Source organism: Gammaproteobacteria bacterium (assembly GCA_017999615.1).
In the GTDB taxonomy this organism is placed as follows: domain Bacteria; phylum Pseudomonadota; class Gammaproteobacteria; order JAABTG01; family JAABTG01; genus JAGNLM01.
This window is the reverse complement of the sequence record JAGNLM010000007.1, coordinates 90,901-105,884: the sequence shown is the minus strand read 5'-3', so window position 1 is coordinate 105,884 and position 14,984 is coordinate 90,901. Positions and strand designations below refer to the sequence as shown.

General features: G+C 71.7%; 18 protein-coding genes and 1 tRNA gene. 10 read left to right on the top strand and 9 right to left on the bottom strand.

What is annotated here, in order from left to right; genetic code table 11:
- The first annotated feature begins 154 nt into the window (after window positions 1-154).
- On the top strand, window positions 155-1,276 hold the full coding sequence (locus tag KA217_08040) for an esterase-like activity of phytase family protein (GenBank protein MBP7712397.1): 1,122 nt from the start codon (window positions 155-157) through the stop codon (window positions 1,274-1,276).
- Here KA217_08040 and KA217_08035 read toward each other — a convergent pair.
- The 6 genes from KA217_08035 to rpsU form a co-directional block, all read right to left on the bottom strand.
- Window positions 1,167-1,910, bottom strand: coding sequence for an MFS transporter (locus KA217_08035; protein ID MBP7712396.1), 744 nt, complete (start codon window positions 1,908-1,910; stop codon window positions 1,167-1,169). The two genes, KA217_08040 and KA217_08035, sit on opposite strands and share 110 nt — an antisense overlap.
- Window positions 1,911-1,966: 56 nt before the next feature.
- Window positions 1,967-2,040 (bottom strand) — tRNA-Ile (locus KA217_08030).
- Window positions 2,041-3,882: an RNA polymerase sigma factor RpoD gene (gene rpoD / locus KA217_08025; GenBank protein MBP7712395.1), complete on the bottom strand. Its 1,842-nt coding sequence runs from the start codon at window positions 3,880-3,882 to the stop codon at window positions 2,041-2,043.
- A 77-nt stretch (window positions 3,883-3,959) separates the two neighbouring features.
- Window positions 3,960-5,732 carry a DNA primase gene (locus KA217_08020; protein ID MBP7712394.1) on the bottom strand — a complete coding sequence of 591 codons (1,773 nt, stop codon included), beginning with the start codon at window positions 5,730-5,732 and terminating at the stop codon, window positions 3,960-3,962.
- 34 nt (window positions 5,733-5,766) lie between these two features.
- Window positions 5,767-6,219 (bottom strand): GatB/YqeY domain-containing protein, encoded by a 453-nt coding sequence (locus KA217_08015; protein MBP7712393.1) that lies wholly within the window; start codon window positions 6,217-6,219, stop codon window positions 5,767-5,769.
- Window positions 6,220-6,241: 22 nt separating this feature from the next.
- Window positions 6,242-6,466, bottom strand: a complete 225-nt coding sequence (gene rpsU / locus KA217_08010) for a 30S ribosomal protein S21 (GenBank protein MBP7712392.1) — start codon at window positions 6,464-6,466, stop codon at window positions 6,242-6,244.
- A gap of 99 nt (window positions 6,467-6,565) precedes the next feature.
- Here rpsU and tsaD point away from each other — a divergent pair, with 99 nt between their 5' ends.
- Entirely contained in the window at window positions 6,566-7,609 is a 1,044-nt protein-coding gene (tsaD, locus tag KA217_08005) for a tRNA (adenosine(37)-N6)-threonylcarbamoyltransferase complex transferase subunit TsaD (GenBank protein ID MBP7712391.1), read from the top strand.
- Window positions 7,610-7,696: 87 nt separating this feature from the next.
- On the opposite strand, the gene plsY is transcribed toward tsaD, so the two are convergent.
- On the bottom strand, window positions 7,697-8,296 hold the full coding sequence (gene plsY / locus KA217_08000; GenBank protein MBP7712390.1) for a glycerol-3-phosphate 1-O-acyltransferase PlsY: 600 nt from the start codon (window positions 8,294-8,296) through the stop codon (window positions 7,697-7,699).
- A gap of 113 nt (window positions 8,297-8,409) precedes the next feature.
- Between plsY and folB the strand changes: the two genes are divergently transcribed.
- Genes folB through KA217_07985 form a run of 3 tightly spaced genes read left to right on the top strand, consistent with a single transcriptional unit; the run spans window position 8,410 to window position 9,831 of the window.
- A complete protein-coding gene (folB, locus tag KA217_07995) occupies window positions 8,410-8,766 on the top strand; it encodes a dihydroneopterin aldolase (GenBank protein ID MBP7712389.1) in 357 nt (118 codons plus the stop codon).
- 1 nt (window position 8,767) lies between these two features.
- Window positions 8,768-9,268, top strand: a complete 501-nt coding sequence (gene folK / locus KA217_07990; GenBank protein ID MBP7712388.1) for a 2-amino-4-hydroxy-6-hydroxymethyldihydropteridine diphosphokinase — start codon at window positions 8,768-8,770, stop codon at window positions 9,266-9,268.
- 8 nt (window positions 9,269-9,276) lie between these two features.
- A complete protein-coding gene (locus KA217_07985) occupies window positions 9,277-9,831 on the top strand; it encodes an NUDIX hydrolase (GenBank protein ID MBP7712387.1) in 555 nt (184 codons plus the stop codon).
- Window positions 9,832-9,853: 22 nt separating this feature from the next.
- Here KA217_07985 and KA217_07980 read toward each other — a convergent pair whose 3' ends face one another.
- A complete protein-coding gene (locus tag KA217_07980; protein MBP7712386.1) occupies window positions 9,854-10,603 on the bottom strand; it encodes a pteridine reductase in 750 nt (249 codons plus the stop codon).
- Window positions 10,604-10,724: 121 nt separating this feature from the next.
- Here KA217_07980 and KA217_07975 point away from each other — a divergent pair, with 121 nt between their 5' ends.
- Window positions 10,725-11,906 carry an SAM-dependent methyltransferase gene (locus tag KA217_07975; GenBank protein ID MBP7712385.1) on the top strand — a complete coding sequence of 394 codons (1,182 nt, stop codon included), beginning with the start codon at window positions 10,725-10,727 and terminating at the stop codon, window positions 11,904-11,906.
- A gap of 193 nt (window positions 11,907-12,099) precedes the next feature.
- The gene (locus KA217_07970; protein MBP7712384.1) at window positions 12,100-12,510 is read left to right on the top strand and encodes a hypothetical protein; all 411 of its coding nucleotides are present in this window, start codon (window positions 12,100-12,102) and stop codon (window positions 12,508-12,510) included.
- A 73-nt stretch (window positions 12,511-12,583) separates the two neighbouring features.
- On the opposite strand, the gene KA217_07965 is transcribed toward KA217_07970, so the two are convergent.
- Entirely contained in the window at window positions 12,584-13,798 is a 1,215-nt protein-coding gene (locus KA217_07965) for a multifunctional CCA addition/repair protein (GenBank protein ID MBP7712383.1), read from the bottom strand.
- A gap of 158 nt (window positions 13,799-13,956) precedes the next feature.
- On the opposite strand from KA217_07965, the gene hisI reads away from it, so the two are divergent.
- From hisI to tatA, 3 genes are read left to right on the top strand one after another with little or no spacing between them, the layout of a single operon-like run.
- Window positions 13,957-14,361 (top strand): phosphoribosyl-AMP cyclohydrolase, encoded by a 405-nt coding sequence (hisI, locus tag KA217_07960; GenBank protein MBP7712382.1) that lies wholly within the window; start codon window positions 13,957-13,959, stop codon window positions 14,359-14,361.
- On the top strand, window positions 14,358-14,726 hold the full coding sequence (locus KA217_07955; GenBank protein MBP7712381.1) for a phosphoribosyl-ATP diphosphatase: 369 nt from the start codon (window positions 14,358-14,360) through the stop codon (window positions 14,724-14,726). The genes hisI and KA217_07955 overlap by 4 nt, the downstream gene beginning before the upstream one ends.
- A 6-nt stretch (window positions 14,727-14,732) precedes the next feature.
- Entirely contained in the window at window positions 14,733-14,984 is a 252-nt protein-coding gene (tatA, locus tag KA217_07950) for a twin-arginine translocase TatA/TatE family subunit (protein ID MBP7712380.1), read from the top strand.

The window sequence follows — 14,984 nt, the reverse complement described above, 5'->3', positions numbered from 1 at the left end:
GATCACCCGCAACGGCCTGCGTTGACCAGGCCGAAGACTTGAGTCCACAATCGAGTCCATTCCGTGACGCTTGGATCGGAAAAAACGTTCGTAATAAACGAGTTAGCGACCGGGTGCTGTTCCCTTCGCCCGCTCCAATCCCCCTCCTTCCGGGCTGAGGACAGGGGCGGCTGTCGCCGCCGTTCTCGCACTCCTGGGAAGCCTGCTCCCCCGTTGCGCCTTCGGGCTCGAGGTCACCGACCCGGGGCAGGGCCCCGTCACGCTGCCCGCCGGCTCTGCGGGGGCTCGGGAGCTGAGCGGGGTCACCTGGGCCGGCGGGGAGCGCTACCTGGCCGTGTCCGACAAGGACGCCGCCCTCTACCGCCTGAGTGTGCAGCTCGACCACCGCGCGGGGACCGTGCTGGGGGCGGAGGTCACGGGAAGGGTCGCCCTCGGTCAGGGCACGGACCTGGAGGCTGTCGCCCGGGCCCCTGACGGCAGCGTCTACGTGAGCGACGAGGTGGGGCCCGCAATCCGCCGGTACGACGCCGAGACGGGCGCCGCGCGGGGCGTCGTGCGGCCTCCCCGGGTGTATGCGAACGCCCGCAGGAACCTCAGCCTCGAGTCCCTCGCCCTCTCCCCCGACGCCCGCACCCTGTGGACGGCGAACGAGGAGGCCCTGAAGGGCGACGGGGCGACCAACCGCGGCGCGGACGGCCAGGGCACGCTCGTGCGCCTGCAGCGCCTGCGCGGAGACGGGCGGGGCGGCTGGCGGCCGGACGGGCAGTGGGCATATCGGGTCGACGGCGTGGCGCCCTTCTTCGGGCGGGCGCCGAGCGGGCTCGTGGACCTCGCCGTCCTGCCCGACGGCACGCTGCTCGCGCTCGAGCGCGCGGCCGGCATCGTCGGGATGGGGAGCGAGATGCCGAGCGCCCAGGTGGGCTTTCGCAGCCGCCTGTACGCCGTGGACCTGCAGGGGGCGGCGGACACCTCGCACCTCGCCAGCCTCCCCCCGAGCGTGGCGGCGGTGCGCAAGACGCTGCTCTGGGAGGCCACGTTCCCGGGGCTCAACTTCGAGGGGATGGCCCTGGGTCCACCCCTCGCCGGCGGCGAGCGCAGCCTGCTGCTCCTCGCGGACGACGGAAACGGGCTCGGGCAGGGACTCTACGCGCTGCGGATAGGGCCGATCACGGGCGCGGGGGCGACTCCCCGCCGGGCTGCACCACCATCTCTTCCAGCTCGAGGCCGGTCAGCCGCCCCAGGCCGGAGAACAGCAGCCACAGCGCGGCCATGGTGATCGCGAGCGTCGGCAGGGCGATGACGGGGTAGCTGAGGAGGGTCATGCGGCCCAACTCGTCATTGAAGGCGTCGGTCCCGGCGGGGCTCACCACGATCCACTTGGCCAGCGCGTAGTTGAGCACCGCGCTCAACGCGAACGACAGCGCGAACAGCCCGTTCGCCTGGCGCACCAGCCGCTCGAGGGCCGGCCGGGCGTTGCGCTCCTCGACGCGCGCCTCGATGCGATCGAGATCGAAGAACTCCTCGCGCAGCAACAGCATCCTCACGAGAGGCCGGCGCGTCCAGTGGCTGACCAGGACCGCGAGCCCCAGCAGGCCCGGCACCGTCGCCTCCTTCACCGCCACCCACTCCGGAGGCAGCTTCAGCAGCCCGATCCCGCCGGTCATCACGACGCCCACGAGGCCGAGGGCAGACCAGAAGTTCCAACGGCGCCGGCGGGCCAAGTCGTAGAGCCCGTAGGAGAGCGGAAGAGACAGCGCGGCGAGGAAGACGAGCAGCGTCAACCCATCCTCGCTGCCACCCCAGTGTCCGCGCAGCCAGTTCTTGCCCTGCATGAGCACGAGCGCGGGCAGCACGACGTTGAAGCCGAGGTTGACCCAGGGGTTTTCGCGTGGGGGGCGTGCGGGCGTCATCGTGGTCGTGTGCCGCCAGTGTGCCGCGGATAGGTTCAGGTTTTCGTAAGTGCGCGTGGGCCCGGCAGGATTCGAACCTGCGACCAAGGGATTATGAGTCCCCCGCTCTGACCGGCTGAGCTACAGGCCCTCAGTCCAGGAAGCTCCGGAGCTGCTCGCTGCGGCTCGGGTGGCGCAGCTTGCGCAGGGCCTTCGCCTCGATCTGCCGGATGCGCTCGCGGGTCACGTCGAACTGTTTGCCGACCTCCTCCAGGGTGTGGTCGGTGTTCATGTCGATGCCGAAGCGCATCCGCAGCACCTTGGCCTCGCGCGGGGTGAGACTCGCGAGCACGCTCTGCGTCGTCTCCCGCAGGCCCTCGAAGGTGGCCACGTCCACCGGCGCCGGGATGGTCATGTCCTCGATGAAGTCGCCGAGGTGCGAATCCTCGTCGTCCCCGATCGGGGTCTCCATGGAGATGGGCTCCTTGGCGATCTTGAGCACCTTGCGCACCTTGTCCTCCGGCATCTCCATGCGCACGGCGAGCTCGTCCGGCGTGGGCTCGCGGCCCTTCTCCTGCAGGATCTGGCGAGAGATCCGGTTCAGCTTGTTGATCGTCTCGATCATGTGCACCGGGATGCGGATGGTGCGCGCCTGGTCGGCGATGGAGCGCGTGATGGCCTGCCGGATCCACCAGGTCGCGTAGGTCGAGAACTTGTACCCGCGCCGGTACTCGAACTTGTCCACCGCCTTCATCAGGCCGATGTTGCCCTCCTGGATCAGGTCCAGGAACTGCAGGCCGCGGTTGGTGTACTTCTTCGCGATGGAGATCACGAGGCGCAGGTTCGCCTCCACCATCTCCTTCTTCGCGCGCCGGGCCTTGGCCTCGCCGATGGACATCCGGCGGTTGATCTCCTTGATGTCGCCGATGCGCAGGCGCGTGCCCTGCTCCACCGCGAGGAGCTTCTTCTGGAGCCGCTGGACCTCCGCCACGTACGCCGGCAGGTCTTCGCTCTGGCCGGCGCGCTCGGCGAGATAGCCGGGCAGCCAGTCCTGGCGCGTCTCGTGGTCCGGGAAAGAGGCGACGAAGGCCTTGCGGGGCATGCCGCCCTGGTCGACGCAGAGTGCCATGACGCTGCGCTCGACCTCGCGGATCTCCTCGACCACCCGCCGCAGGTGGTTGGTGAGCCGGTCGATCAGCTTCGGCACCACGCGCAACTGCAGGAAGGCGTCCGCCATCTCCTGGCGGACCCTGCTGCACCGGGGCGAGTCCGGGCTGTTCTTCTGTGCGAGCTTGACCGACTTCTCGTAGAGCGCCCGGATCCTCTCGAAGCGCGCGCGGGCCTCCTCGGGGTCGGGACCGGTGTCGACGATCTCCGTGAGCCCCTCTTCGGGGGCCCCCTCGTCGACCTCCTCGTCCCCATCGACCGGCGCAGCCGTGTCCACCTCCGGCACGGGGGCCGGGGCGGGCTCCACCTCGTCGGCGAAACCGCTGATGACCTCGGTCAGCTTGACCTCGCCGGCCTGGAAGAGGTCGAATTCTCTGAGCAGGTGGCCGGTCGTCTCCGGGTACGTCGCGAGCGCCGTCAGGACCTGGTTGAGGCCCTCCTCGATCCGCTTGGCGATCTGGATCTCGCCCTCGCGGGTCAGCAGGTCCACGGTGCCCATCTCGCGCATGTACATCCGGACCGGGTCGGTCGTGCGCCCGAACTCGGCGTCCAGGGTCGCCAGGGCGGCCGCTGCCTCCTCGGCCGCGTCCTCGTCGTCGTCGACGGCGGCCGTGGTCTCGTTGAGCAGCAGGGCCTCCTCGTCCGGGGCCGTCTCGTGGACGGCGATGCCCATGTCATTGATCATGCTGATGATATCTTCGATCTGCTCGGGATCGACGATACCGTCGGGGAGGTGGTCGTTCACCTCGTGGTAAGTCAGGTATCCCTGCTCCTTACCTTTTGCGATCAATAACTTGAGCTGCGACTGCTGCTGGTCGAGGTCCATAGGGGGATGAATCGGAATTCGGTTACCAGAACGTAGTCGTCAACTATAGCACGAGACGCTAATATTCGCCATTTCGCTCAACCACTCCTTCCCCCATGACCGCCGAGACGCACGCAAAGTTCCGCGTACTCGCGCGTCTCCGCCTCCGAGAGCTGGCCCGCCCGGGCGCGCGCGGCGAGGTCCTGGAAGCGCTGCTGGGGTCCCTGGCGTGCAATCCGCTCCAGCGCGTCGCGGAATTCCTGGACCAGATCGGCCTCCGGCACGGCCGGGTCCTCGACGGCCGCAAGCTTGCTGAGGTGGCGCCCGGTCTCGCTATCGCGGAAGTGCTCCAGAAGGCCCGCCATGCTGAGGTCGGGCCGCGCCCGCAGGAGCTCGATCATCTCGCGCAGCACCGCCACCCCCGGCAGGCCGGTCTCGCCGAGAGGGGGCAGCTCGCCCGCCCCGGCGACGACTTCCGGGTGGTGGAGCAGCAGGGTGACCGTGCGCCGCACCAGGGAGGGGGCCTGGCGCACCGGCGCCGCGGGGGCAGGCCGGGGGGACACCCGGGCGTGGCCGGCCGGGTCGAGGAGGTGCGCCAGCTCGGCGGGGTCGAGACGGCTCAGCTCCGCCAGGCGCTTCTCCACCAGCTGCCGGAACGCCCCCTGGGGAATACGCGTGAGGAACGGGCGCGCGAGGTCCACCAGGCGCGCCCGGCCGTCCAGCGTGCCCAGGTCGACCCGGGCCACCAGCTGGTCGAAGAGAAAGCTCGACAGAGGCGTGCCCCGGGCCAACTCCCCACGGAACCCCTCGGGCCCAACACGGCGCACCCGCGTGTCCGGGTCTTCTCCTTCGGGGAGGAACGCGAAGCTCGCCTGGCGCCCTTCGCGAAGGAGCGGCAGCGAGGTCTCGAGCGCTCGCCAGGCCGCTTTGCGGCCCGCCGCGTCGCCGTCGAAACAGAACACGACCCGCGGCGCGACGCGAAAGACCTGTTCCAGGTGCTGGGCCGTGGCAGCGGTCCCGAGCGTGGCCACCGTGCTGGTGAGGCCGGACTGGGCGAGGGCCAGCACGTCCATGTAGCCCTCCACGACGACGACCCAGTCGAGCTCCCGGCTCACGCGCTGGGCCTGGTAGAGCCCGTAGAGCTCACGTCCCTTGTGGAAGACCGGGGTCTCCGGCGAATTCAGATACTTCGGCTTGCTGTCGTCCAACACGCGGCCGCCGAAGCCGACGGTGCGCCCGCGGCGGTCCAGGATGGGGTACATCACCCGGTCGCGGAAGCGGTCGTAGGGGCGCGCGCCGCTGCGGGCGATCGCCAGGCCGGCCTGCACGAGGTCGTCGCGGGCCTTCTCGTCGCCGCCGAGGGCCCCCACCAGGCCGTCCCACCCTGCAGGGGCGTAGCCGAGCTGGAAGGCGTCGAGCGTGGCCGCGTCGAGGCCGCGGTTCTGCAGGTACTCCTGCGCCCTGCGCGCCTGGGGGTGCTCGCGTAACTGACGCTGGAAGTACTGCCGGGCCCGGTCGAGCAGGACGTAGAGGGAGGCGAGCCCCGCGTCGGCCGGACGGGCCAGTCCGCCCTCCTCCGGGACCGGCACCCCGGCCCGCTGGGCGAGCGCGCGCACAGCCTCCGGAAAGTCCATCCGGGCGTACTGCATCAGGAAGCCGATGGCGGTGCCGTGGGCGCCACAGCCGAAGCAGTGATAGAACTGCTTGCGCGGGCTGACGGTGAAGGACGGGCTCTTCTCGTCGTGGAACGGGCAGCGGGCCTGGTAGTCGTGCCCGGCCCGCTTCAGGGGGACGGACTCGCCGATCAGCTCGACGATATCGACCCGGCCGAGGAGGTCATCGACGAAGGACTGGGGGATGCGACCGGCCATCGTTCGCCCGACGGCATCACGCCGCACCGCGCCGCTAGCCGAGCCGGGCGAGGTGCTCCTTCACGCGGGCACTGACCACGCCCATGTCGGCGCGGCCCTCGACGAGCTCCTTCATCCGCGCCATCACCTTGCCCATGTCCCGGGCGGAGGTCGCCCCGACCTCGGCCACGCACCGCGCGACGAGGGCATCGACCTCCCCGGCGCCGAGGGCCTGGGGCAGATAGCCCTCGATCAGCGCGATCTCGAACGCCTCCTGGTCGGCCAAGTCGTCACGTCCGCCGGCCCGGAACTGGGTGAGGGAGTCCTGGCGCTGCTTCAACATCTTGCGCAGCACGGCCACCACCTGGGAGTCGTCGAGCTCGATGCGCTCGTCCACCTCCCGCTGCTTGATGGCGGCACTGACGAGCCGCAAGGCCCCCAGCCGGCGCTTGTCCTGCGCCCGCATGGCGGCCTTCACGTCGTCCTGGATCCGCGCCTTGAGGCTCATGGGCGGCGGGGCCCCGAGGGGCTCAGGCCCGGGGGCTCGCGGTCCGCATGCCCAGCATGCCGCGCTGCCGGCGCTTCTGATGGCGTTTGATAGCGGCGGCCATCTTGCGCTTGCGCACCGAGGTCGGCTTTTCGTAGAACTCGCGACGCCGGATCTCCGTCAGGATCCCCGCCTTCTCACAGGAGCGCTTGAAGCGCCGCAGGGCGAAATCGAAAGGCTCGTTCTCTCGGACGCGGACAGTCGGCATACTCGGTTGCTCTGGGCCGTCGTGAGGGCCGTTGCGTGGATGGAAGCGGTGAATTGTAGGTTCAGGACCGGGCACTGTAAAGCCGGGGGGGAGGAACGGGTGCGGGTAGTCGGGATCGAGACCTCCTGTGACGAGACCGGGGTGGCCGTGTACGACGGGGAGCGAGGCCTGCTCGCCCACGCCATCCACAGCCAGGTCGAGCTGCACGCCCGGTTCGGGGGCGTGGTCCCCGAGCTGGCCTCCCGGGACCACATCCGCCGGCTCACCCCCCTCCTCACGCAGGTGCTCGAGGAAGCGGGGACCGGCCGGGACGACCTGAGTGGCGTCGCCTACACCGCGGGACCGGGCCTCGTCGGGGCGCTGCTGGTCGGGGTCGCCTTCGCCCGCAGCCTGGCCTGGGCCTGGTCGCTGCCGGCCGTGCCCGTGCACCACATGGAGGCGCACCTCCTCGCCCCCATGCTGGAGCCCGACCCGCCGGCCTTCCCCTTCGTCGCCCTCCTCGTCTCCGGCGGCCACACGCTGCTGGTCGACGTCACCGCCGTCGGCGCCTACCGCCTGCTCGGGGAGTCCGTGGACGACGCCGCGGGAGAGGCCTTCGACAAGACCGCCAAGCTCCTCGGTCTCGGCTACCCCGGGGGCCCCGCGCTGGCCCGGCTGGCGGAGCAGGGCCACCCCGGCCGCTTCGAGTTTCCCCGGCCGATGACCGCCCGTCCCGGGCTGGACTTCAGTTTCAGCGGGTTGAAGACCGCCGCTCTGCACGCCCTGCGCGACGCGGGAGGGGATGCGGGCGCGCGCGCCGACATCGCCCGGGCCTTCGAGGACGCGGTCGTGGAGACCCTGGTGATCAAGTGCCGCCGAGCCCTGGCCCAGACCGGGCACCGGCGGCTCGTGATTGCCGGCGGAGTGGGCGCCAACCGCAGGCTGCGCGAGGCGCTGCTCCAGTTGGGCGAAGCGGTCGGCGCGCGCGTGCACTACCCGCGCCCGGAGCTCTGCACCGACAACGGGGCGATGGTGGCCTTCGCCGGCTACCAGCGTCTGCTCGCCGGGGAGCGGGCCGGCCTCGGCTTCGCCGCGCACCCGCGCTGGGTGTTGGACTCCCTCGCCCGCGCCGCGGGCGGTCCGGCGGAGCCGGGGCCGGACTGAATCGAGGTCAGGCCGGGCGGGGGTCGGAGGGAGCCGGGGTCAGACCGGGGTGGGGTCAGACCGGGCCGGGGTCGGGCAGAGCCGGGCTCAGGCGGAGGGCCGGCTGGCGCCGATCTTCGGCTCCTCGCCCGCGAGCAGGCGGCGGATGTTGGCCCGGTGCCGCCAGAGCAGCACCAGGGTCATGGCTCCCACCGCCGCCACCAGCACGCCCTCGCGGCTGAACCAGACCGTGTAGACGGGGGCGAGAAGGACGGCCCCGAGGGCCGCCAGCGAGGAGTAGCGGAACGCGGCCGCGAGGGCGAGCCAGGTCGCCGCGGTCGCCACGCCGATGGGCCAGCCGAGGCCCAGGAGGACACCGAGAGTGGTGGCCACGCCCTTACCCCCCTTGAAGCCGAAGAACACCGGGAACAGGTGCCCGAGGAAGGCGGCGAATCCCGCCGCACCCAGCACCGCGGGCGCCGCGCCGAGCCAGTGGCCGGCGAGCACCGGAAGGTATCCCTTCAGCCCGTCACCCAGCAGGGTGACCACCGCGGCGGCCTTCCCGCCGTAACGCAGGACGTTCGTCGCCCCGGGGTTCCCCGATCCCGTCGTGCGGGGGTCCGGCAATCCGAGGACGCGCGTGGTGAGCACCGCGCTCGAGACGGACCCGAGGAGGTAGGCGGCCAAGACCAGGAGGATTGCCTGCATCACGGGCCAATTGTTCGGGCGGGAGACCCGGCAGGTCAATACGGGGGCACAAAGCCCCGGCGCTTGTTTTACCATGGCCCCGGTGGACGTCACGCCCACGCCCGGCACGGACCATGGACATCCTCTACATCAGCCAACTGCGCGTCGAGACGGTCATCGGCGTCTACGAGTGGGAACGGCACATCCGCCAGGTGGTCCTGCTCGACCTGGAGATCGCCACCGACGTCGCCCGGGCAGCCGCCACCGACAACATCGCCGACGCCCTGAACTACAAGGCGGTCGCGAAGCGCGTGGCCGCATTCGTGGAGGGCACCCGCTTTCAGCTGGTGGAAACGCTCGCCGAGCGCGTGGCGGAGAGGGTCCTCGACGAGTTCGGGGTCCCGTGGGTGCGGCTGCGCGTCTGCAAGGAGGGCGCCCTGCGGGGCGTCCGGGAAGTGGGCATCCTCATCGAGCGGGGGCGGCCGAACTGAGATGCCGAGGGTCTACGTCGCCATCGGCAGCAACCTCGAGCCGGAACGGCACGTGCGCGCCGCCGTGCGGGCCCTGCGGGCCCGCTTCGGGCCCCTGGCCGCGTCGCCCGTCTACGCCTGCCCCCCCGTGGGGTTCGAGGGCCCGGAGTTCCTGAACCTCGTGGTAGCCTTCGACACCGACGAGCCGCCCCGCCCGCTGGCCCAGGCGCTCAAGGCGCTCGAAGAGGCGGAAGGCCGGCGGCGCGACGGGCCCCGCTTCGCCAACCGGACCCTCGACCTGGACCTGCTGCTGTACGGCGACGAGGTCCTCGAGGAGGAGGGGCTGCGCCTGCCGCGCCCCGAGATCCTGGAGCACGCCCACGTCCTCGGCCCGCTCTGCGACCTCGCGGGGGACCGGCTGCACCCCTCTCTCGGGCGGACCTTCCGGGCCCTCTGGGCCGAGCTCGGCCAACCTCCCCAGGGCCTGCGGCGGGCAGCCCTCGACATCGACACCCAGGATTAGGAGCCGGCATGGCGGAACCTCTCCACTACTGTAGCCACTGCGGGGCACCAGTCACCGTTCGGGTGCCGGAGGGCGAAGACCGGCCACGGCACGTGTGCGACGCTTGCGGGACGATCCACTACCAGAATCCGAGGGTGGTGGCCGGCTGCGTGATCGAGTGGGACGACCGGGTGCTGCTCTGCCGCAGGGCCATCGAGCCCCGCAGGGGGTTCTGGGTCTTTCCCGCGGGATTCATGGAGAACGGCGAGACCATCGAGGAGGCCGCGGAGCGCGAGGCGCGCGAGGAGGCGAACGCGCGGGTGGAGATCCTCGAGCTCTACACCCTGTTCGACATCCCGCACCTGGAGCAGGTCCACTGCATGTTCCGCAGCCGGCTGCTCGACACGGGCTTCTCGCCGGGCGTGGAGAGCCTGGAGGTCCGCCTGTTCCGCGAGGAGGAGATCCCCTGGCGCTCGCTGGGGTTCGCCTCCGTCACCTTCGCCCTCCAGCACTACTTCGAAGACCGGCGCTCCGGCCAGTTCCGGATGCACCGGGGCACCGTCCACCCCGCCTGTCCGGTCTGACGGCCGCTGGAGGCCCTGCCTGTCAGGCCTGGCGGCCGCCGTCGACCCGGATCACCTGTCCCGTGATGTAGTCCGCGTCCCGCACCAGGAAGAGCACGGTGCGGGCGACGTCCTCCGGGCGCCCCTGCCGTTTGAGACTGGTGCGCGAGATGACCCGGCGCTGGGTGACCTCGTCGAGACCCTGCTCGGGCCAGAGGATCGCCCCGGGCGCCACGGCGTTCACCCGCACGTCGGGTCCGAGGTCCCGGGCCAGGGCCCGCGTCAGCATCACGACCCCGGCCTTGGTGATCGAGTACACCGCGTGGTCGCGCAGGGGGGAGAGCCCGTGGACATCGGCCAGGTTGACGATGCAGCCGTGCCCCAGGCGCAGGTACGGGGCGGCCGCCTGGGCGAGAAAGAACGGAACCTTCAGGTTGGCGCCGACGAGGTCGTCCCAGACCTCGTCCGTCGCGCAGCCGACCGGGGTCGCGTAGAAGTTCGACGCGTTGTTCACCAGCACGTCCAGGCGCCCGGCCCCGTCCACGACCTCCTCGATGAGGCGGTCCACCGCACCGGCGGCGAGCAGGTCTGCGCGATGCAGCGCGACCGAGCGCGGACGCACGGCGTTCAGCTCGGCCGCGAGGGCCTCGGCCGCCCCGCGCGAGCGGCGGTAGTGCAGCGCCACGTCCATCCCGGCCCCATGCAGGACGCGCACGATGGCGGCCCCGATGCGCCGGGCCCCTCCCGTGACGAGCGCGACGCGGCCCTCCAGCCCCTGCGTATAATCATCCATCTCCCGACCCGTTCTCCCCGTCTCCTCCCGTGACCGCCGTCACTCTACACCGGGCGCAGCCGTGACGCTCAGTCGGCACCCGGACGCCCCGGCGAGGCCCTTGCCGCCCCTCTCGCTGGTGCTGCCCGAGGGCCTACCCGATCCGGGACCGGAGGCGAGGGCCCACGCCGGGCGGCTGCTCGCGCTCATCGGCGAGGAGATCGAGCGCGGCGGGGGGGCCATCCCCTTCTCCCGCTACCTGGAGCTGGCCCTCTACGCGCCGGGGCTCGGCTACTACAGCGGCCCGCTCCCGAAGCTCGGAGGCCCGGGTGATTTCGTCACCGCCCCCGAGGTCTCCCCCCTCTTCGGCCGCTGCCTCGCGCGCCAGGCCGCCGAGGTCCTGGACGCGCGGCCGGGGGCCACGGTGCTCGAGCTCGGCGCCGGCTCCGGGGCCCTCGCCGCGGAGGTCCTCACCACCCTGGCCGGGCTCGGCCGCCTGCCCCGCCGCTATCTCATCCTCGAGGTCTCGGGCGAGCTCGCCCAACGCCAGGCAGAGACCCTTGCACGCCGCGCGCCGGCCCTGGCCGGACGCGTGAGCTGGCTGGAGCGCTGGCCCGAGGCCCCCATCGACGGGGTCATCCTGGCGAACGAGGTCCTGGACGCCGTCCCGTTTCACCGCGTCCGGCGGGGGCCCGCGGGCCACGGCGAGCTCGGCGAGCTCTACGTGACGGCGCAGGGGGGGCGGCTCGCCGGCCGCTGGGGTCCTCCGTCCTCGCAGGCGGTGCGCCGCGCCATCGCCGAAGTCGAGGCGGACCTCGGCGCGGCCCTCCCGCCGGGTTACGTGGCCGAGGTCTCCCCCGAGCGGGACGCCTGGGTGAGCTCGGTCGGGGACGCGCTCCGGGCGGGGCTGGCCTTGTTGACCGACTACGGCTACCCGCGCCGGGAGTACTACCACCCGCAACGCGCGGACGGTACGCTGATGTGCCACTATCGCCACCGCGCCCACGGCGACCCGCTGGCGCTCACTGGTCTGCAGGACGTCACCGCCCACGTGGACTTCACCGGAGCGGCGCGCGCCGCGGAGCGGGCGGGGCTGAGAACGGCGGGTTTCGTCAGCCAGGCCGACTTCCTGCTCGCCACGGGGATCCTGGACGAGGTGGCGGCGGCCGGCGGCGACTGGGAGCGTGCGGCGCGAGCGAGCGAGGTCTGGCGGCTCACGCTCCCCGGTCAGATGGGGGAGACGTTCAAGGTCCTGGGACTGACCCGCGGGCTGGACCTGGACCTCGTGGGCTTCAGGCTGCGCGACCGACGGGGTCGCCTGTGAGCCCGCGCGGCCCCCGCCGAGAACCGCGACGCCCCGGGAGCGCGCTCCCGGGCACGCCCGGCCGCCCCGGGCAACGGACCCGGAACCCCCGCTGCGGCCCCGGCCGCGGCGGACTGCCGTGGGTCAAGGTGGGGGGCTCACCCCGCACCCGAACAACCTGTCAACCGAGCCTTCTCGAGAGGAGTCAACCCGTATGGCCGTCCTGCGCTCCATTCCCCTGCTTGCACTGATCTGGATCCTCTACAACGTGGTGGCCTTCTTCGGGGTCGCCACGATGGGCCACCAGGTCTTCAGCTTCACGCTCACCTCCGGGGCCGTCTGGACCATCAACGTGGGCGAGCTGCTGATCATCGTCGGGCTGATGGCCCTCTTCGTCGAGGTCTTCCGGTCGACGCGCACCTCCACCTCCTCGGTCCTGAACCACATCCTCTCGACCCTGGTCTTCGTGGCCTTCCTGGTGGAGTTCATCACCGTCGAGCGCGCCGGGAACTCCGTGTTCTTCATCCTGATGGTGATGGCGCTGCTGGACGTGATCGCCGGCTTCTCGGTGACCATCTTCACCGCGCGCCGCGACCTCGCCGTGGGCGAGAACGTCGACCTGTAGCGGGAAACGGGGTGGGGGCGCCCGCCCCCACCCGCGCCGGCGAGCCCGCGCGGGGAGGGTCCCTCGGCGCTCCCTACGCCGCGGGTCTTGCCCCCCGGATCGCGGCGACCCGCAGCCCCCTCAGGGCGCTCGCGAGGGTCAGGCCGGAGAGGCCCTGGTCGACGAGCGGCCGCGCCTGTACCGCCGCCGCTGCGGTGCGCGCCGAGCGCAGCGCGTCGCCCTGGGGGTAGGGCCGGTCCGCCCACCCCGCCCGGCCGCGGAAATCCGCCTCGCACGCGAGCAGCATCCGCTCGAAGCGCTCGGGCCGCCGGAACGCGTCGGCCGACTCCAGGAGCCGCAGCACGGTCTCGGGGCGCAGCTCCAGCGCCCGATGGCAGAGACCGTGCAGGCGCGCGGTCAGCACCCCCAGCTCCCGGAACTCCACCGGCGCGCGATAGCGCTCGCAGAGGGCCCCCACCAGCGCCGCGCCCCGGTCCTCGTGGCCCACGTGGCGCGGCCACTCCCCGCTCGGCGTGGTTCCCTTGCCGAGGTCGTGGACCAGAGCAGCGAAGCGCACGAGCGGGTCGGGCGAGAGCCTGGCCGCCTGGGCGAGCACCAGGAGGACGTGCGCCCCCGTGTCCACCTCCGGGTGGTACTCCGCCCGCTGGGGCACTCCGAAGAGCGCTTGCAGCTCTGGAAAGAGGCGCGCGAGGGCGCCGCACTCGCGCAGCACGTCGACGAAGCGCCCCGGGTCGGCCTCGGCGAGCGCCCGCTCGAGCTCGGTCCAGACCCGCTCGGGGGTGAGGGCGTCCACCTCCCCCGCTTCGACCATCGCGCGCATCAGCGCGAACGTCTCGGCCGCGACCGAAAAGCCCAGCCGAGCGGCGAACCGGGCCACGCGCAGGATGCGCACGGGGTCCTCCACGAACGCGGGCGAGACGTGGCGCAGCCGCCGCAGCCGCAGGTCCTCGCGGCCGCCGAAGGGGTCGATCAGCTCGCCCCCCTCGTCGAGGGCCATCGCGTTGACGGTCACGTCCCGGCGCCGGAGGTCCTCCTCGAGGGTGACGCCGGGGTCGGCGTGGACGGCGAAGCCGCGGTAGCCGGGGGCGGTCTTGCGCTCGGTGCGCGCGAGCGCGTACTCCTCGCCGGTCTCGGGGTGCAGGAAGACGGGGAAATCCCGGCCCACCTGGCGGTAACCGAGGGCGCGCAGGGCCTCGGGGGTGGAGCCGACCACCACCCAGTCCCGGTCCTGGACCGGGAGCCCGAGCAGCCGGTCCCGCACCGAGCCGCCGACCTGGTAGACCCTCATCCCCTGCCCTGTCATGCCGGCACCGACCGAGTGGCTGGAGGGCCCGGATTCTCCCGACCGGCACCACCGGGGGTCAAGCCCGAGGGACGGCCCGCCCCCTTCCCCCGGATTCGTTTGCGGTATGATGGTTCGCTAATACTGCAACAGGCATCGAGGCCGTGAACGAAGACTGGTTGGATCAGGTCCGCTGGACGGCGGACGGACTGGTGCCCGCCATCGCCCAGGACGCCGAGAGCGGGCGGGTGCTCATGATGGCCTGGATGAGCCGGGAATCGCTGGCCCTCACGGCCCGCGAGGGTCTCGCCGTATACTGGTCGCGCTCTCGCCGCGCGCTCTGGCGCAAGGGCGAGGAGTCCGGCCACGTGCAGCGGGTCCGGGACATCCGACTCGACTGCGACGGGGACACGGTCCTGCTGGCGGTGGAACAGGTCGGCGGGATTGCCTGCCACACCGGGCGCGAGAGCTGCTTCTACCGGCAATTGCAGGCGGACGCCTGGGTTGCGGTGGATCCGGTGCGCAAGGCGCCGGAGGCGATCTACGGCAAGGGGCCGGGGCCGTCTTGAGCGAGGTGCTCGCGCGCCTGGCCCAGACCCTCGAAGCCCGCAAGGGCGCGGACCCGTCGGCATCCTACGTGGCCAGCCTGTACGCGCGGGGGCTCGACGCGATCCTGAAGAAGGTCGGCGAAGAGGCCACCGAAACGGTGATTGCCGCCAAGGGTGGCGAACGGGAGGCGGTCGTGCGCGAGACGGCCGACCTCTGGTTTCACACCCTGGTGATGCTCGCTCACCTCGGCCTCGGACCGGAAGCGGTCCTCTCCGAGCTCGAGCGGCGATTCGGATTGTCCGGGCTGGCGGAGAAGGCCGCCCGGTCACAGGGGCCGGCGTCCGCCCACACGCGGGCGGCCGGGCTCGATTCAGTGCGAGGATAGAGAGACATGGGACTCGGCGGAATCAGTATCTGGCAGCTCCTGATCGTGCTGGTGATCATCGTGCTGTTGTTCGGCACCAGCAAGCTGCGCAACCTCGGCGGTGACGTGGGCGCGGCGCTGAAGAACTTCCGCGATTCGATGCGCAGCGGAGAGGAAGAGGAAGCCAAGCCTGCCGAGCCGGGTGAGCCCGGACGGCTGCCCCCCAACGAGGCGCAGAAGTCGGCCTCGGCGGAGACCCGGGCGAAGGAGCGGGTCTGA